The organism is Paenibacillus filicis (assembly GCF_038070315.1).
Classification (GTDB): Bacteria; Bacillota; Bacilli; order Paenibacillales; family NBRC-103111; genus Paenibacillus_G; species Paenibacillus_G filicis.
The window spans coordinates 1-16689 of sequence record NZ_JBBPCC010000032.1 but is presented as its reverse complement, the minus strand read 5'-3'; the positions used below and the strand labels follow the sequence as shown (position 1 = coordinate 16689).

The window sequence follows — 16689 nt, the reverse complement described above, 5'->3', positions numbered from 1 at the left end:
CTATCAGTCGAGCCGCACGCAACGCAAGACGCTGTCCTGGGCTGCGGCGGCTATGCCTGCTGCTATACCAGCGCGTGAGCCTCCGCCAGTTGAATGCTGCCGGTGTACAGCGCCTTGCCGACGATCGCACCGCCGACGCCTTCCTCCGCATGCTCAGCCAGCTTCTGCAGATCCTCGTACTGGCTCACGCCGCCGGAGGCGATGACCGTCTGCCCCGATACCTTCGCGAGGCTTACGATCGCTTCCACATTCGGCCCCTGCATCATCCCGTCGCGGGAGATGTCGGTGAAGATGAAGGTGCGTGCGCCTTCCCGCGCTAACTCTACAGCCAGCTCATCGGCCTTGACCGCCGACGTCTCCAGCCAGCCGCGTGTCGCCACATAACCGTCGCGCGCATCCAGCCCGATCGCAATCTTCTCGCCGTGCTTCTGCAGCACCCGACTAACGAACGCGCGGTCCTCAATGGCCGCCGTCCCCAGGATCAAGCGGGACACACCCAGCGACAGCAGATAATCGACGTCAGCCTCCGTCCGGATGCCGCCGCCTACCTGTACCGGTACACCTACCGCTTGGGCGATATCGCCGATCAGCTTGTCATTAACCGGCTTGCCGGCCTTCGCGCCGTCCAGATCGACCAGATGGATCCATTTGCCACCTTGAGCTTCCCAAGCCTTCGCAACCTCGAGCGGGTTTTCGTTATATACCGTTTCCTGCTTATAATCACCTTGGATCAGACGAACGCACTTGCCGCCCCGGATATCGATCGCGGGGTAAATGATGAATGAAGACATGGTTTCGATTCCTCCACAGCGTCAGGGGTTAGCCCTTGGGTTTGATGTCGCATAATCTCAAAAAGTTATCGAGCAGCTTCATGCCGACGCTGCCGCTTTTCTCGGGATGGAACTGCATGCCGTACACATGGCCGCGGCCGACGATGGCCGTCACCTGCTGGTAGTAATCCGTCGTCGCCAGCAGATCGCTTGCCTGCTCCGGCCGGACATGGTAGGAGTGGACGAAGTACACATGTCCCTCCTCCAAGCCTGCGAACAGCGGACTCTCCTGGTGAAAAGCCAGCCGGTTCCAGCCCATATGCGGCACCTTGTATTCGCCCTGGAAGCGGACCACCTCGCCCGGCAGCAGGTTCAGCCCGTCGTTCAAGCCGTGCTCCTCACTTCGCGAGAACAGCAGCTGCATGCCCAGGCAAATGCCCAGCAGCGGCTTGCCGCTCGCCGCATACGCCTTGGTCGCCTCATCGAGCTTCGACGCACGCAGATGCTCCATCGCGTCGCCGAATGCGCCGACGCCCGGCAGAATCGCGCCGTCCGCCTCAAGCAGCTCGCGCTCATCCGACGTGATGCGCACCTCATAGCCGAGCCGCTCCACCGCAGAGCTCACGCTGTGCAGATTGCCCATGCCGTAATCGATGATGGCGATCATGGCTACAGAACCCCTTTCGTCGACGGAACTCCCTGGACGCGGGGATCGATGCTCGTCGCTTCGTCAAGGGCGCGTCCGAGCGCCTTGAATATTGCCTCGATCATGTGGTGTGTGTTATGGCCGTAATGCACGATCACATGCAGCGTGATGCGCGCCTCCAGCGCGAACTTCCATAGAAACTCATGCACAAGCTCCGTCGTGAAGCTGCCTACGGTCGCCGAAGGATACTCCGCCCGGTATTCGAAGTGAGGCCGGTTGCTGATGTCGATGACCACTTGAGCCAGCGCTTCATCCATCGGAATAAATACGCTCGCATACCGTTTGATGCCCCGCTTGTCGCCTAGCGCCTCGCGCAGCGTCTGTCCGAGACAGATGCCGATATCCTCGACCGTGTGGTGATCGTCGATCTCCACATCGCCTCTGGCGTCCACCTTCAGGTTGAACTGTCCATGCTTGGTGAACAGATCCAGCATATGATTGAGGAACGGTACATCCGTTTCAATCTCGGACACCCCGGTACCATCTACTTGAAATGCCAATTGAATATCGGTTTCATTCGTCCGGCGCGATACTTCCGCCCGGCGTACAGGCTGCGAAGCCGCTCCTGTTCCTTGTTCCAACTCAGCCACGAGAGTCCCCTTCTTTCTCCAAACGGATTTCAATGGCGCGCGCATGCGCCTCCAGCCCTTCGTGCCGGGCGAGCGACATAATCTTGCCGCCGTCGCGCAGCAGCGCTTCCTTGCTGTAATAGATCACGCTCGATTTTTTCATAAAGTGGTCCACGTTCAGCGGTGATGAGAATCTTGCCGTGCCATTGGTCGGCAGTACATGGTTCGGACCGGCGAAGTAGTCGCCCACCGGCTCCGAGCTGTATGGACCGAGGAAAATCGCCCCGGCATTCTCGATCTTGCCGATATAGGCGAACGGTTCCTGCACCAGAATCTCCAGATGCTCCGGTGCCAGACGGTTGACGATATCGATACCTTCCTCCAGCGTAGACACCGTCAGGATCGCCCCGTAGTCGCGGATCGACTGCTCCGCGATCTCACGCCGCGGCAGCTCAGCCAGTTGGCGCTCCACCTCCAGCTTCACGGCCTGCGCCAGCGTCTCCGACGGCGTAACCAGGATGGCCGACGCCATCTCGTCATGCTCCGCCTGTGACAGCAGATCGGCCGCAATGTATGAAGCGTCCGCGAACTCATCGGCCAGCACGACGATCTCGCTGGGACCTGCGATGCTGTCGATATCGACGACGCCGAACACGTAGCGCTTGGCCAGCGCCACGTAAATATTGCCCGGCCCGACGACCTTATCGGCCGGAGCGATCGACTCCGTACCATAGGCGAGTGCAGCGACCGCCTGAGCGCCGCCGACCCGGTAAATCTCGCGCACGCCAGCCTCGGCCGCTGCTACGAGAATATGGGGGTCGATCCCCTCGACGCCAGCCGTCGCAGGAGGCGTCACCATCACGATCTCCGGCACCCCTGCCACCTGGGCCGGGATCGCATTCATCAACACAGAGGATGGATACGCCGCCTTGCCACCTGGGACATACAAGCCTACCCGGCGCAGAGGACGCATGACTTGGCCAAGAATCGTGCCATCTGGCTGCAGATCCATCCAGGACGAACGAAGCTGCTTCTCGTGGAAGCGGCGGATGTTAACCGCAGCCTCACGGATCGCCTCCAGAAATTCCTGGTCTACCTTGCCGTAGGCATCCTGGATTTCACTATCCTTCACGCGCAGCTCCTGCAGCTCGACGCGGTCGAACTCCTTGGCAAAACGGCGCAGGGCCTCATCTCCGTGCTGACGCACTTCCTCTATAATGAATCGCACGCGCTCATTTTGCTCGGGGGAGCCGTACTCGACCTCGCGCTTTAATGAAAATTCAGACGCCGGAATCACTTTCATAAGCCAGGAGCCTCCTTTCTGCATATAGCTAGTTATTTCTTCGCCGCAAGTACAGCCGAGATAACGGGCTGCAGTCGATCACACAACGCCTGGATTGCATTGTTCTTCATCCGGTAACTGACTCGGTTGGCAATCAGACGGCTGGTGATCGAGAAAATTTCCTCATGCTCGGCCAGTCCGTTCTCCCGGATCGTACTGCCAGTTTCGACCATATCGACGATCCGGTCAGCCAGCCCGATCAGAGGCGCCAGCTCGATGGACCCGTTCAGCTTAATAACCTCTACCTGCTGACCCCGCTCCCGGAAATATTGGGAAGCTACATTAGGATACTTGGTCGCCACACGCGGATTCAACACCGGCTTCCAGTCCGGCAGACCGATGACCGACATCCGGCAGCGGGCGATGCCCAGATCCAGCAGCTCGTAGACATCGCGGTTCTCCTCCATCAGAACATCCTTGCCGACGACGCCGATATCCGCTACGCCGTACTCTACATAAGTAGGTACGTCCACCGGCTTCGCCATGATGAATTCCATATTGGCCTCGGGCACAGCGATAATCAGCTTGCGCGACTCATCCGTCTCCTCCGGTATCGTCAGCCCCGCTTGGCGGAACAGCTTGGAGGCCTGCTTGTAGATGCGCCCCTTGGGCATAGCCACTTTCAATAACTCCTGCATCAGTTCCCCGCTCCTTTACTTCACAAACTCAATCACGCTGCGATACACGACATCGCGCACCACAACCGTACCGTCCGCTTGTGCGGTCTTCTCATATCCCCCGGCATTCTCTACGAGCAGCGTCTCCACTGCCGCGTGGCCTTCCGCTCTTAGCGATCCCGCTTCCGCGAGCGCCGCAGACCGATTGTCCGCCGTATACACGATCAGCACGCGGCTTTCCGGCTCGCTGGCCGCTCTCTTGCTGACCACCTCGAGAATACGGTTGGTTTTGAGTGCAAAGCCCGTTGCCGGAGCCGGCCGGCCAAACTGCGCCAGCAAGTTGTCGTACCGTCCTCCGCTGCACACCGGGAAGCCCAGGTCGGAGGCGTAGCCTTCGAACGTCATCCCCGTATAGTAAGAGAAATCCCCGATCATCGTCAGATCGATCAGTACATGCTCGCTGACGCCATAAGCTTCAAGCACATCCCAAACCTCGCACAGATGCTCGATCGCCGCTTGCGCTACAGGGTCTGAGGTCAATTGAAGCGCCTGACCGCAAATCTCCTGACCTCCACGCAGACGAAGAATGCCGTCCAGCTCCGACTGTACCGAGGCAGACAGCCCCAGACCCTTCAGTGCCTCACGATAGCCGACATAGTCGCGGTTCAACAGGCAAGCCTTGAGCTGGGTCTGTGCGTCCTGGCGTTCCTGCAGCGTCTCCTGGAACAAGCCGTTCAAGAAGCCGACATGGCCGACCGCAATCTTGAACTGCTGGACGCCCGCTGCCTGCAAGCAAGCGACTGCCAGCGCGATAACCTCCGCATCCGACTCGCTGGACGCATCGCCGACCAGCTCAACGCCCGCCTGGAAGAACTCCGCATCGCGTCCAGCTTCCGCTTCAATCGCACGGAATACGTTCGCATGGTAAGACAGCCGCAGCGGGAACCGGTGCTCCCGCAGCAGCGACGATACGACCCGTGCGATCGGTGCTGTGATGTCGGAACGCAGCACCAGCGTCGTACCATTGCGGTCCAGCAGCTTAAATAGCTTCTTATCCTCTGTCGAGCTAGCTACCCCGACCGTGTCGTAGTATTCCAGCGTTGGTGTAATAATCTCTCGGTAACCCCAGCGCTCCATACATTGCATCACCTTCAGCTCGATGCTGCGCAGCTTGGCAGCGGCCTCGGGCAAGTAATCCTTCACACCTATCGGCTTTTCAAATACTTTAGGTTTGGACACCGGCATTCACCCTGCTATCGTTAGTTATTTACTTTAGTTCGCTAATGTGCTACCATACTACCAAAATAAAGAATGTATTCGTAAGTCTAACATGGATTTTATACTCCGTCAATGGTGCACGAACGGCCCGTTTGGCCTTTGAAGCCTTAATTCCCTGGCTCTCCGAGGCTCTTATAGATCGCCCTGATGGCGAATTTCCAAGGCGTGTCATGCCCCTTCATGACCTGTCCCCAATGTCCTCGCCCTCACGCGTTCATCTAGGAAGGTCTTCTCGCTCTCAGACCGGACTTGCTTTCACCTCTCGGCGACGGTCTCCTGCCTGACATCCTCCCGAATCACCCTCATCGGGTTTCCCCCGACGAAGCTGTAGGGAGCCACGTCCTTATATACGACTGAGCCCGCCGCAACCACGGCATGATCCCCGATCGTCACCCCGGGGAGAATCGTCGTATTGGCCCCGATCATCACATGCGAACCGATTCGCACCCGCCCGAGCCGATACTCCTTGATCAAGTATTCATGCGTCAGAATGGTGGAGTTATAGCCGATGATCGTGTTGTCGCCGACCTCAATTTTCTCCGGGAAGAAGACATCCACCATCACCATCAAGGCAAAAGAAGCATGCTCCCCCACCTTCATCCCAAGAATCCGGCGGTAAATCCACCGTTTCAGGGGAAGAGAGGGTGCATACCTCGAAATCTGGATGAACACGAAGTTACGGACAGCCTTCCAGCGGCTGATCGTACTGTATACCTGCCATAAAGAATTAGGACCGTCAACCGGATACCGTTCCGTCTCTCTCAACCGTGATTGCTCCTTCAACGCCGACGATCGGCAGTAGTTCGCGAATATCGTCTATTACGTAAGTCGGACTGTAAGCCTGCAAATACTCGATCCCCTTCAGCGACCAGGATACGCCTACCGATGGAACGCCGGCATTACGAGCAGCTTCGATGTCATAGTGGCTATCGCCCACCATCACAGCTTCGGAAATATCTGCGCCGAACACCTGCAGCGCCTTCAAAATTCCTTCGGGGTCCGGCTTGGCCTTCTCAACCTCTTCCACCGTCACTATAGTATCGAAATATTCGAAAATTCCCGTCAACCGAAGGCCCATTTCTGAGGTTTTGCGGATTTTACTTGTGACGACTCCTAGCTTAAGCCCTGCTGCCTTGAGACGAGCGAGCGTCTCCGGTACATGGGGAAATGCCGTCACAAGCTCATCATGCCGTCTGATGTTGTACTCCCGGTACTTGAGGATCAGATCCTCTACTTCTTCGCGGCCGGAGAAGAATACCATCTGCTCATGCAGAGGGCGGCCCATATTCGGTATAATATGCTCCCGCGTTACCGGTTCTGGCGTAACACCCGTGAAGGTATGCAAGAACGACTGAATAATAAGTTCATTCGTGTCCAGAATCGTTCCATCAAGGTCAAACAGTACCGTTGAAATCATGTTCATGCACTCCTTCTGCTTGCAGCCGTCCATCGGATGAGATGACCGTTGGTGATTATGTGTCATCGGCTCCGGCCTGCTCCGGCTATAAGCCTAGCGAGGCTTTCATTCATCCTAGCTGCTCTCTTCTTTGTTGGATGGTTCTTTCTTAACATGCTCTTTATGGGATTCTTCTTGATCGTTACTGGGGTTTTCGCTGCTTTGATCGTCATGCGCTTTCTCTGTATCTCCGTGCATGTCTGCCTGGCTTGCACCAGGCGCCCCGCTAACCTGCTCGGTAGCTTGGGTAGCCAAGCCAATTGTAGACACGATAGGATCCGCATAGCGCTCAGCCGATGCCCCGGTACGCCTTCTGACCACAATCAGCGTTATCGCTGCTACAACAATCAGCAGAGCGAGCAGCTGGGAGATCCGCACATTGCCGCCATACGTCAAGGCGCCTTGCTCGAAGCCGAATGCATGCATCGGCGACCACAGACCGTTCATCAATGAAGCCAGCCATTGAGGCCCGGTAAAGTCCAGACTGTCCGTCCGGAAGGCTTCGATGAAGAAGCGACCGATGGAATACCAGATGAAGTAGCTGAGGAACAGCTCGCCGGAGCGCAAGAATTTTTGTCTCCGCAAAATAAACAGAAGCACTAGCCCGACCAAATTCCATAGCGATTCATACAGGTAGGTCGGATGGTAGAACGTGCCTTCAATCATCATCTGATTCACGATAAAGTTCGGCAGATGAAGATTATCGCGTAAAAAGGACTCCAGCACCGGCCCGCCATGAGCTTCCTGATTGATAAAGTTACCCCAACGGCCGATGGCTTGTCCGACGATCAAACCTGGAGCACAAATATCCGCAATTCGCCAGAACGAATATCCCTTGCGCCTTACATAGATCAGCGCCGCGATGATCGCCCCGATCAAAGCGCCATAGATCGCGATACCGCCGTTCCAGATCTTGAAGACGTCGACCCAGTTATCCCGGTAATCCTCCCATTTGAAAGCCACATAATAAATTCTCGCTCCGATAATCGCGGAAGGTACGCCAATCAGCAGCAGATCCATGAAAAAATCCGATGGAATGCCGAAACGCTTGCCCTCTTGGATAGCCAGGACAAGTCCGATTAAGGCTGCAGTACCTAGAATGATGCCGTACCAATGTACGCTGATCGGTCCGAGCGAAAAAGCAATTGGATTCAAAGCTAGAAACATAATATTTTCGTCTCCCTTATCTCGAAGCTTCTATTCCAAGTCGTCCATATCGTCATTCAAGGATTCCGTTAGTTTATTCGTAAATTGCAGCGCTGCGTTATAGCCCATCCGCTTCAGTCTGTAATTCATCGCCGCAACCTCGATGATAACAGCCAGATTTCGCCCAGGCCGCACAGGTATGGTCACGAGCGGAATATCGGTGTCGATAATACGTGTCGTCTCTTCATCCAGACCCAGACGGTCATACTGCTTATCTTGCTGCCAGTTCTCAAGTTTGCAGACCACTGAGATTTTCTTAGCCGTACGTACAGCGCCCGCCCCGAATAACGTCATCACATTAATAATGCCGATTCCGCGGATTTCGAGCAAATACCGGATCAGCTCGGGTGCATTCCCGATCAGCGTATGATCCGCTGTCTGCCGAATTTCAACCGCATCATCCGCGATCAGCCGATGTCCTCTCTTCACAAGCTCCAGTGCCGTTTCGCTTTTCCCGATCCCACTTGAGCCGGATATCAGCATACCGATGCCATAAACATCGACCAAGACCCCGTGGATCGTCGTAGACGGCGCTAGACGGTTCTCCAGGAAGTTCGTCACGCGGCTGGCCAGAATCGTCGTAGCCATAGGGGTGCGGAGTACGGCAACCTGATGCTCGCTCGCCGCATGCAGCAGCTCAATCGGAGCCTCCAGGCCGCGACTTAAGATGATGCAGGGCGTCTCCTGAGGCGCGCACAGCCAGTTCATCCGCTCTACACGAAATTCAGGCGTTAGTCCCTCAAAAAAGGTCAGCTCTGTTTTCCCGAGAATTTGGACGCGGTCATGCGGATGAAACTCATAATAGCCCGCCATCTCCAGGCCAGGCCGGTATAGGTCGGCGGTCGTAATCGGGCGTTTCAAGCCTTCTTCGCCGCAAATGATTTCAAGCTGAAACTCTTTCACCATATCCGCTACTCTGACTTTTTTACCCAAGTGGTTCGACTCCTTTTTATCCCAATATGCTCATCGTATCGGAATCGGGCGCATAAATCAACCGCTGGAAGCGTTGTGCGGTTGATACCGCTCACCCAAACCTTCTCATAGCAAAAAACCAGCCTGTGACAGGCTGGTTTTGGTGTTGAATCTAATTAAGCGTTCAGCAGGATGGACGCCGTTGTTTCCTTGTCGAAGAAGTGAACTTTGTTCATATCGATAGCCAGCTTTACGTTTTGTCCTTCGTGGAAGCCCGAACGTCCGTCTACGCGTGCTACGATATTGTTCGTGCCGAGTCCGGCCAAGTGAATTTGCAACTCGTGACCAAGGTTTTCAGCCACTTCGATGTGTGCGTTCACGACGGAGTTCGGGGATGCCTCGATGAAGATCGCTTCTTCATGAAGATCTTCCGGGCGAACACCCAGGGTTACTTCTTTGTTAGTATACCCTTTATCGCGAAGAATTTTCGCTTTGCCTTCAGGAACTTGCAGGTTCACACCGGAAGCGCGGAAGTACAAGCTGCCGCCTTGCTCAGTGAAGCTGCCGTGAATGAAGTTCATCGAAGGCGATCCGATGAAGCCGGCAACGAAAATGTTAACCGGGAAGTTATAAATTTCTTCAGGCGTAGCTGCCTGTTGGATGATTCCTTTATCCATAACGACGATACGGTCGCCCATCGTCATGGCTTCTGTTTGGTCATGCGTTACATAAACCGTCGTTGTTTCAAGACGTTTAACCAGCTTCGTGATCTCAGCACGCATCTGTACGCGCAGCTTGGCATCCAAGTTGGAGAGCGGCTCATCCATCAGGAACACTTGTGGTTCACGGACGATAGCGCGGCCCAAGGCAACACGTTGACGCTGACCACCGGAGAGAGCCTTCGGTTTACGGTCGAGCAAGTGCTCGATGTCGAGAATTTTCGCAGCTTCGCGAACGCGAGCGTCGATGTCGGCTTTCTTGAACTTACGCAACTTCAAACCGAAAGCCATGTTTTGATAAACGTTCATGTGCGGATACAAAGCGTAAGACTGGAACACCATCGCGATGTCGCGGTCTTTAGGAGCAACGTCGTTTACAAGGCGGTCGCCGATGTACAGCTCGCCTTCCGTGATTTCCTCAAGGCCAGCGATCATACGAAGTGTCGTCGATTTCCCACAACCGGAAGCTCCTACAAGTACGAGAAACTCTTTATCCTTGATGTCCAAGTGAAAATCTTTAACTGTCGATTCCGTCGCACCCGGATATTTTTTAACGATGTGGTTCAAACGTACACCTGCCATGATTAATTCCCCCTACGAGATGGTATCTGAATATGTTTAAATCATACCTCACGCGCTAAGCGCTGACTATGCACAATCTTCACAAAAAAATCACTTTCTTTTCGTTACTTTGTACAATAGCATGGCAATCTTCACAAGCACGGCGTGATTAAACGTTCTCACGTCAAGTCCGGTCTCCTGCTTGAACTTGTCCAGCCGATACAACAGCGTGTTGCGGTGAATGTACAGCTTCTTGGCCGTTTCACTGACATTACAGTCCAACTGGAAGAAATGCTCGAGCGTTGTCATCGTCTCCGAATCAAACGCGAGGTCCAGTCTTTTCAGCACCCGTTCGAGAAAATTCGCCTTCTCGCCGTCAGGGATCAGATGAACCAGCTTCTCCAGTTGAAGCTCCCACGGCAGATGCATATTGCTGCCAATATGATAGGTCCTCCCCAGCATGATCGTCTCGCGCAGCTGCAGAATAGCCGAGTACAGCGACTTGGCCGGGAGCATCGGGTAGTGAACAGCCAGGTGACATTCTCCGACCCACTCATTCTCGAGCATCTCATGGAGTCCGTAGCCCAGTGTGGCCAGCCGGTCCTCCAGCGTCTCTTCCGACGAATCAGCGCGTTCATCGCCGAGATCCATCGCTAGAATCTTTTCCGGCCCAAGCACCAGCCACTCCTTGTCCGTCAGAGGAATTAAAGTGATCGAAGCGTCGAAGAACGACTCGAGCAGCTTCTTGAGATCGGTATAATGCACCCGCCGCGATGTCGTCTGATCGACGTATACCAAGAGCGGGATTTTAGTGGAATATAGAGACAACTGAGAGACCAGGGTATCCGGCAGCTCCGCCTGCACATAGCCGAGCTCCTGCTGGCCCTTGAACCATTCACGGATCAAGGCGGCCTTGCGCTCTTCTTCTCCGCTGGGAGCCATGGATTTCTTCTCTTGCGACTTGCGGGAGTCGAGCATCAGCGCGATCAGTTGGCGCTCCCGCTCGGTGATACCTGCGGCCGGAAACTTCAGCAGCAGCATGTCCTGCCCTTCCTTTTGAACCGGGACATAAACGAATTCGCCCGCCGCTATTCCAGAGCTTGCAAGACCTGCGGCCGGAGCTCCCTGCTCCTTCACCAGCTTCGACCAATCCTCTGAGGACCGTTTTTCAACGCTTACGGCAATGCCTAATACGCCTTCGATTTGCTGTCGTATGAGTTCCCAATCCATCCTGAGGCTCCCTCTCCTTAGCTGCAGCGGCTGTCGCATAATCCTTGCTTGCCGCATACATTCTCTCTACGGATGCGCGCTTGAAGGCGCTTCCTCTTTATATTGTAGCACAATCCCCCTGCCGGACAACAAAAAAGGGAGCCTCGGCTCCCTTTCGCTCTCCGTGCTTCTCTTATCGGATGACCCGGCGTGCGGTCACGTAATGATCGTCCCACCACCCGCTGGCGATCGTGCTGAACTTGACTCCGCCCTCTCCGAACGTATGAATCATCATGCCATTGCCGACATACATGCCGACATGTCCGATCTTGCCTCCCGAATCCCGGGTCGTGAAGAATACCAAGTCTCCTGCCGCCAGATTGCTGCGGCTGACGAAGGTCCCTTCCTTCGCCTGATCCCGTGAGACGCGAGGCAGGTCGATGTCGTATTTGTTGAAAATCCACTTCATGAAGGAGGAGCAGTCGAAGGTCTTGGTCTGACCGTACTTCGCACCGAAATCATAAGGCACTCCCAGGTATTGCTGAGCCGTCAAAATCAAATTCACACGAAGCCGGTCCTTCGCGGACAAAATCCGTCGCCCGCCCAGATACTGGCTCTTGAAGTCGTTGACGCTGCGCGTGACCACCTCTGACTTGCTGCTCAATGCCAGCACCATCTTGCCGCCTCCCGTATAGATGCCCGAGAAACTAGGCTTGTTATGGCTCCCGAAGAACAGCACATCGCCAGGCTCGGCATCGGCTATCGACTTCACCTGAGGCTTGTTCATCGTGAACTGGTCATCCAGATTGCGTGGCATTTGGTAGTTAAGCGTTTGGAAAATGTACGTGGTGAGTCCGGAAGCATCAAACCCTTCGGATGGCGTTTCCCCGCTTGCCGTATAGCCTTTCCCTACCATTTTCTCAGCGAGGGATACGGCATCCATGTCGTCATACGCAGCGGAAACGGTACTTGCAAGCGCTCCCGTTAACATAATGGCAACTGCCGCTGTCATGCCTGCGGTGCGGATCGCGAGGTATGGAATCTTCATGATGTTCCTCCCAGATTGTTAAGTATTATCCATGTCGGGCATACTCTGCCCTTGCCCTCACAGATTACCATGGGAGAAAAACCAAGCGCACTGCTCAATAACTTCCTGCCTTCGTATTCTGCTTCCAACCGGACCACAAATAGCCAAGATTCACGCGGCTTGGTGCCGGAGTGAGATCTTGGCCTTGCTACTGCTACAGAGCGGGAAAACTCGCGGTCTGCCTGCAGTTTCTCCTATTTTTATTCGAATTGTACAATCAGCCGTCTAGAACGAACAAGAAATTCCTGCCTTTGCTGTTCGAAAACAATTCCCTGAATTGGAAACTTCCGTATTACCTGGCGGCCGTGCTAAATGTAGGATAAACTTCAGATTTGCTGGGAAAAATACAAAGGTTCTCTCTTCCCGAGCATCCGCTGCCGCTATCCAGAAGGTCGGATGTACTTTGATTTATAGGAGGCCACTGCATGAACTGGGACAATTGGTCCTTAGAGCGACTGGTTTATTTATTCGTCGGCCTGGCCTATCTGGCCTTAGGCCTTCAAGTAACGCTTTCCCACTACAGACAAAATTTCCATCATAAATCCATGTGGGCTCCCGTCCTTGCCTCTCCCGTATTCAGTCTAGCGGGCCTCTGGCTCGCCTCCGCCCGCAGCGCTCAACTGCTGACCTTTTTCTCGCTGCTGATGTGGGTGGGAGTCGTTATCGGCTCTGCGGGCCTGTACTATCACGTACACGGAGTCAGGGTACGCGTAGGCGGGTATACCCTGCGTAACTTTCTGTCCGGCCCCCCGATCGTGATGCCCGTCCTGTACAGTGCGATCAGCGTTCTTGGTCTGCTGGCCTATTACTGGAGGTGAAGCTTTAGCGATGACTATCAAGCGTCTAACCCGCTATCCTTCCTACGATATCATGAGCCAACGGGACGAATGGGATCCGCATACCCGCCGCCTTGTCATGGACAGGCTTCTTACATCCGGCACCTATAACTTCCTGACGCCGGTGGAAGCCGAGATGTTGCGCACGCTCTGCTGCCTGATTATGGATGATGACCGGCCGGAGGTATGCCAGTACGTGCTCGACCATATCGACCAGACCTTGGATCAGGGGAAAGAGAGTCAGCGGCAGCCCGGTATCCCCGCTGCCCCTCAACTGATACGAGCCGGCCTCCTGGCGCTCGATACAGCGTGTCAGACGCTGTATACCAAGCGTTACTTCCATCTTACACCTGAGCGCCAGCAAGCGATGCTGGAGGAGCTCTGCAAGGGAGAGGCGGTGCCTCTTGATCTGTGGAAGGATGTGCCTGTGCTCGCCTGGTTTAACAAGCTGCTCGGCCTGACGATCGACGCGTATTATTCACATCCCGAAATCTGGTCGGAAATCGGCCATGGCGGACCTGCTTATCCCCGCGGTTATGTCAGGATGCATCCGGGCGAGCCGGACCCCTGGGAGGCCAAAGAGCCAAGGAAGGTGCCCGTAGACGATGAAGCGTAACTATGAAGGACAGGAAGTCGACGTGGTCATTGTAGGAGCCGGAGCGGCCGGAGGCGTACTGGCCAAGGAGCTCAGCGAAGCCGGCATGAAGGTCGTTGTGCTGGAGTCTGGCCCCTTCCGCGATCCCCAGCGGGATTTCGCCAGTGATGAGCTGTCGATGCAATCGCTGGGCTGGCAAGACACACGTATAGTGGACGGTGCTGATCCCCTGGAGATGGGCGTTAATAATTCAGGCTGGGGCGTAGGAGGGGGGACCACTCACTTCACAGGCGTATTCCTTCGTTTCCACGAAACGGATTTTCAAGGCCGTACCCTGGAAGGCCATGGCGAGGACTGGCCGATCACTTATGCCGATCTGGAGCCTTATTATCACAAGGTAGAGCGTGAAATAGCGGTCTCAGGCCCGAAGCATTTCCCCTGGGGGCCATTTCGCGGGCCCTACCCTTATCCCGAGCGGGATCCGATCAGCCCTAACGCCCAGCTATTCGCAGAAGGCTGTGAACGGTTGGGCATTCCCTGGACGGTAACTCCGCTCGCTATTTTATCTGCACCTTTCGAGGATCGGCCCCCTTGCATTAACCGAGGGTTCTGCCAGCAAGGCTGCATGCCCAATGCCAAGTTCAGTACGCTGATCGTCCATATTCCAAGGGCCATCCGGGCTGGAGCCGAAGTCCTCGCAGACTGTACAGTACTGCGCGTGAATACCGATGCAGCGGGCAAAGCTACCGGCGTCACCTTCGAGCATCAAAGTAATATGTATGAGCAGCGTGCCCGCATCGTCATTCTGGCTGCCCATGTCATCGAGACACCCCGTCTGCTGCTGAATTCGGCCAATGCCCAATTTCCTGACGGGCTCGCTAATCGCAACGGCTGGGTAGGCCGCTCGTTCATGACGCACAGCAGTCATGATGTTTATGCGCGCTTCGATCAGGAGGTCCGCCTGTACAAAGGAACACCGGTGCTCGCGTCCACACAGGAGTACTACACAACCTCGGAGTCCCGAGGCTTCATCAAAGGCTACACGCTTCATGCCCACGGTGCCAAGCCGGTCAGCTTCGCTCAAGGTCTTGCCAAGTCCTCTGGACCGGGACAAGCCCCGGTATGGGGAAGACGGCTCCGGGAAGCCATGCTCGATTACAATTATTACGCACGGATCACCATGGTAGGGGAGGTTCTTCCCGATCCCAATAACCGGATTACGCTGAGTGACGAGAAAGACTCCCGTGGGATGCCCGTAGCCCGGGTGACGTTCAGCTATGGCGACAATGATAAGCGCCTGATCGATCATGCGGTCGGGCGAATGAGCAGCATCCTAGAGGCTGCTGGAGGCCGCCCAGCGTTCGTTGTACCCGACACGGCCCATCTGATGGGCGGATGCCGCATGGGTGACGATCCGGACACCTCTGTGGTCAACAGCTACGGCCAGTCCCATGACATCCCCAACCTCTTCCTGTGCGGCTCCAGCATGTTTGTCACCTCAGGAGCCGGCAATCCGACCAATACCGTCATGGCCCTGGCCCATAGAACGGCAGATTACCTCAAACAACACGCATTGAAGTCAAACTGGTAAACAAAGAACCTGTCCCGTAACGCCCTGCACTCATGCAAGACGTTCGGGACAGGCTGGGAGTCAGTAACGGATATAGCTAATAAAAAAAGTCCTTCATTATAGAAGGACTTTTGTCATTTACATATATGGTGAGCCATGTAGGACTCGAACCTACGACACCCTGATTAAAAGTCAGGTGCTCTACCAACTGAGCTAATGGCTCGAAGAACATGGTGGAGGCTGATGGATTCGAACCACCGAACTCGTCAGAGAACAGATTTACAGTCTGCTGCGTTTGGCCACTTCGCTAAGCCTCCGTGATACTATGGTGGCTCGGGACGGAATCGAACCGCCGACACGAGGATTTTCAGTCCTCTGCTCTACCGACTGAGCTACCGAGCCGTATGTAAGATATGACAAAGTAAATTCATGGCGGAGCCGACGGGATACTCTCCGTTATACTCCGAGACTGCGTAGTAATGCTAACGAAGCTTAAGCTTCGACGAACCCATGGGGTTCTCATCCCGTTTACACAGGAAGTAATTCATGGCGGAGCCGACGGGATTCGAACCCGCGGTCTCCTGCGTGACAGGCAGGCATGTTAGGCCTCTACACCACGGCTCCTCATGAAATGGTGCCGTCGAGAGGACTTGAACCCCCAACCTACTGATTACAAGTCAGTTGCTCTACCAATTGAGCTACAACGGCATATGAAATTAGATGGTGGAGGCTGACGGGATCGAACCGCCGACCCTCTGCTTGTAAGGCAGATGCTCTCCCAGCTGAGCTAAGCCTCCACATTATAGACCTTCATAAAAATAAATCCTTACCTGAAATAAGGATATGGTAGCGGCAGAGGGGATCGAACCCCCGACCTTACGGGTATGAACCGTACGCTCTAGCCAGCTGAGCTACGCCGCCATGTTATAAGAAATCAACGGAGAGAGAGGGATTCGAACCCTCGCACCACTTGCGCAGTCTAACCCCTTAGCAGAGGGTCCCCTTGAGCCACTTGGGTATCTCTCCAAGCCTATAGTCAGAGTTTGTGCCCTGAAAACTGGATACGAAACTTAGCATGCTGAATGCTGTTTAACTGCTTGCTTACGAAGTGGTTACCTTCATAAACCTATTGGATAAGCCCTCGACCGATTAGTATTCGTCAGCTCCACACGTTACCGCGCTTCCACCCCGAACCTATCTACCTCGTCGTCTACAAGGGGTCTTACATACTGGGAAATCTCATCTTGAGGGGGGCT

The 16689-nt window shown here is 55.0% G+C and carries 16 protein-coding genes, 8 tRNA genes and 1 rRNA gene; 3 read left to right on the top strand and 22 right to left on the bottom strand.

The window, feature by feature from the left end; all coding sequences use genetic code 11:
* Positions 1–62 precede the first annotated feature (62 nt).
* The 13 genes from hisA to WMW72_RS32145 form a co-directional block, all read right to left on the bottom strand.
* Complete coding sequence (gene hisA, locus WMW72_RS32205; RefSeq protein WP_341419693.1) at positions 63–791, bottom strand: 1-(5-phosphoribosyl)-5-[(5-phosphoribosylamino)methylideneamino]imidazole-4-carboxamide isomerase; 729 nt, start codon at positions 789–791, stop codon at positions 63–65.
* Positions 792–819: 28 nt separating this feature from the next.
* Positions 820–1437, bottom strand: a complete 618-nt coding sequence (hisH, locus tag WMW72_RS32200; protein ID WP_341419692.1) for an imidazole glycerol phosphate synthase subunit HisH — start codon at positions 1435–1437, stop codon at positions 820–822.
* A 2-nt stretch (positions 1438–1439) separates the two neighbouring features.
* On the bottom strand, positions 1440–2066 hold the full coding sequence (hisB, locus tag WMW72_RS32195) for an imidazoleglycerol-phosphate dehydratase HisB (RefSeq protein ID WP_341419691.1): 627 nt from the start codon (positions 2064–2066) through the stop codon (positions 1440–1442).
* Positions 2059–3348, bottom strand: coding sequence for a histidinol dehydrogenase (gene hisD, locus WMW72_RS32190; RefSeq protein WP_341419690.1), 1290 nt, complete (start codon positions 3346–3348; stop codon positions 2059–2061). Before hisD ends, hisB begins: the two co-directional genes overlap by 8 nt.
* Positions 3349–3380: 32 nt before the next feature.
* Positions 3381–4025 carry an ATP phosphoribosyltransferase gene (hisG, locus tag WMW72_RS32185; protein WP_341419689.1) on the bottom strand — a complete coding sequence of 215 codons (645 nt, stop codon included), beginning with the start codon at positions 4023–4025 and terminating at the stop codon, positions 3381–3383.
* A gap of 15 nt (positions 4026–4040) precedes the next feature.
* Positions 4041–5243 carry an ATP phosphoribosyltransferase regulatory subunit gene (locus tag WMW72_RS32180; protein ID WP_341419688.1) on the bottom strand — a complete coding sequence of 401 codons (1203 nt, stop codon included), beginning with the start codon at positions 5241–5243 and terminating at the stop codon, positions 4041–4043.
* A 294-nt stretch (positions 5244–5537) separates the two neighbouring features.
* Positions 5538–6047, bottom strand: a complete 510-nt coding sequence (locus WMW72_RS32175) for an acyltransferase (RefSeq protein ID WP_341419687.1) — start codon at positions 6045–6047, stop codon at positions 5538–5540.
* On the bottom strand, positions 6019–6699 hold the full coding sequence (gene ppaX, locus WMW72_RS32170; protein WP_341419686.1) for a pyrophosphatase PpaX: 681 nt from the start codon (positions 6697–6699) through the stop codon (positions 6019–6021). The genes WMW72_RS32175 and ppaX overlap by 29 nt, the downstream gene beginning before the upstream one ends.
* A gap of 114 nt (positions 6700–6813) precedes the next feature.
* Positions 6814–7905 (bottom strand): prolipoprotein diacylglyceryl transferase, encoded by a 1092-nt coding sequence (lgt, locus tag WMW72_RS32165; protein ID WP_341419685.1) that lies wholly within the window; start codon positions 7903–7905, stop codon positions 6814–6816.
* Between the two features lie 30 nt (positions 7906–7935).
* The gene (gene hprK / locus WMW72_RS32160) at positions 7936–8877 is read right to left on the bottom strand and encodes an HPr(Ser) kinase/phosphatase (RefSeq protein ID WP_341419684.1); all 942 of its coding nucleotides are present in this window, start codon (positions 8875–8877) and stop codon (positions 7936–7938) included.
* Between the two features lie 155 nt (positions 8878–9032).
* On the bottom strand, positions 9033–10157 hold the full coding sequence (locus WMW72_RS32155) for an ABC transporter ATP-binding protein (RefSeq protein ID WP_341419683.1): 1125 nt from the start codon (positions 10155–10157) through the stop codon (positions 9033–9035).
* Between the two features lie 90 nt (positions 10158–10247).
* Positions 10248–11366 (bottom strand): PucR family transcriptional regulator, encoded by a 1119-nt coding sequence (locus WMW72_RS32150; protein ID WP_341419682.1) that lies wholly within the window; start codon positions 11364–11366, stop codon positions 10248–10250.
* Positions 11367–11538: 172 nt separating this feature from the next.
* Positions 11539–12393 carry a C40 family peptidase gene (locus WMW72_RS32145; RefSeq protein ID WP_341419681.1) on the bottom strand — a complete coding sequence of 285 codons (855 nt, stop codon included), beginning with the start codon at positions 12391–12393 and terminating at the stop codon, positions 11539–11541.
* A 464-nt stretch (positions 12394–12857) separates the two neighbouring features.
* Here WMW72_RS32145 and WMW72_RS32140 point away from each other — a divergent pair, with 464 nt between their 5' ends.
* From WMW72_RS32140 to WMW72_RS32130, 3 genes are read left to right on the top strand one after another with little or no spacing between them, the layout of a single operon-like run.
* Positions 12858–13250: a hypothetical protein gene (locus tag WMW72_RS32140; protein ID WP_341419680.1), complete on the top strand. Its 393-nt coding sequence runs from the start codon at positions 12858–12860 to the stop codon at positions 13248–13250.
* A gap of 10 nt (positions 13251–13260) precedes the next feature.
* Positions 13261–13884, top strand: a complete 624-nt coding sequence (locus tag WMW72_RS32135; protein WP_341419679.1) for a gluconate 2-dehydrogenase subunit 3 family protein — start codon at positions 13261–13263, stop codon at positions 13882–13884.
* A complete protein-coding gene (locus WMW72_RS32130) occupies positions 13874–15454 on the top strand; it encodes a GMC family oxidoreductase (protein ID WP_341419678.1) in 1581 nt (526 codons plus the stop codon). Before WMW72_RS32135 ends, WMW72_RS32130 begins: the two co-directional genes overlap by 11 nt.
* A 126-nt stretch (positions 15455–15580) precedes the next feature.
* Here the strand turns inward: WMW72_RS32130 and WMW72_RS32125 are convergent.
* The 9 genes from WMW72_RS32125 to WMW72_RS32085 form a co-directional block, all read right to left on the bottom strand.
* Positions 15581–15656 (bottom strand) — tRNA-Lys (locus WMW72_RS32125).
* A gap of 8 nt (positions 15657–15664) precedes the next feature.
* Positions 15665–15750 (bottom strand) — tRNA-Tyr (locus tag WMW72_RS32120).
* Between the two features lie 9 nt (positions 15751–15759).
* Positions 15760–15835 (bottom strand) — tRNA-Phe (locus WMW72_RS32115).
* A gap of 145 nt (positions 15836–15980) precedes the next feature.
* Positions 15981–16057: transfer RNA gene (locus tag WMW72_RS32110), tRNA-Asp, on the bottom strand.
* Positions 16058–16065: 8 nt separating this feature from the next.
* Positions 16066–16141 (bottom strand) — tRNA-Thr (locus tag WMW72_RS32105).
* A gap of 13 nt (positions 16142–16154) precedes the next feature.
* Positions 16155–16230, bottom strand: a tRNA-Val gene (locus WMW72_RS32100).
* A gap of 47 nt (positions 16231–16277) precedes the next feature.
* Positions 16278–16354 (bottom strand) — tRNA-Met (locus tag WMW72_RS32095).
* 17 nt (positions 16355–16371) lie between these two features.
* A tRNA-Ser gene (locus WMW72_RS32090) sits at positions 16372–16459 on the bottom strand.
* Between the two features lie 103 nt (positions 16460–16562).
* Positions 16563–16689 (bottom strand): 23S ribosomal RNA (locus WMW72_RS32085); the annotation flags it as partial.

Coding starts and splice junctions, on each gene's coding strand:
- hisH (WP_341419692.1), bottom strand. CDS start 1,437: ATGATCGCCATCATCGATTACGGCATGGGCAATCTGCACAGCGTGAGC.
- WMW72_RS32140 (WP_341419680.1), top strand. CDS start 12,858: ATGAACTGGGACAATTGGTCCTTAGAGCGACTGGTTTATTTATTCGTC.
- ppaX (WP_341419686.1), bottom strand. CDS start 6,699: ATGATTTCAACGGTACTGTTTGACCTTGATGGAACGATTCTGGACACG.
- lgt (WP_341419685.1), bottom strand. CDS start 7,905: ATGTTTCTAGCTTTGAATCCAATTGCTTTTTCGCTCGGACCGATCAGC.
- WMW72_RS32155 (WP_341419683.1), bottom strand. CDS start 10,157: ATGGCAGGTGTACGTTTGAACCACATCGTTAAAAAATATCCGGGTGCG.
- hisD (WP_341419690.1), bottom strand. CDS start 3,348: ATGAAAGTGATTCCGGCGTCTGAATTTTCATTAAAGCGCGAGGTCGAG.
- hisG (WP_341419689.1), bottom strand. CDS start 4,025: ATGCAGGAGTTATTGAAAGTGGCTATGCCCAAGGGGCGCATCTACAAG.
- WMW72_RS32130 (WP_341419678.1), top strand. CDS start 13,874: ATGAAGCGTAACTATGAAGGACAGGAAGTCGACGTGGTCATTGTAGGA.
- WMW72_RS32135 (WP_341419679.1), top strand. CDS start 13,261: ATGACTATCAAGCGTCTAACCCGCTATCCTTCCTACGATATCATGAGC.
- hisA (WP_341419693.1), bottom strand. CDS start 791: ATGTCTTCATTCATCATTTACCCCGCGATCGATATCCGGGGCGGCAAG.
- WMW72_RS32150 (WP_341419682.1), bottom strand. CDS start 11,366: ATGGATTGGGAACTCATACGACAGCAAATCGAAGGCGTATTAGGCATT.
- WMW72_RS32145 (WP_341419681.1), bottom strand. CDS start 12,393: ATGAAGATTCCATACCTCGCGATCCGCACCGCAGGCATGACAGCGGCA.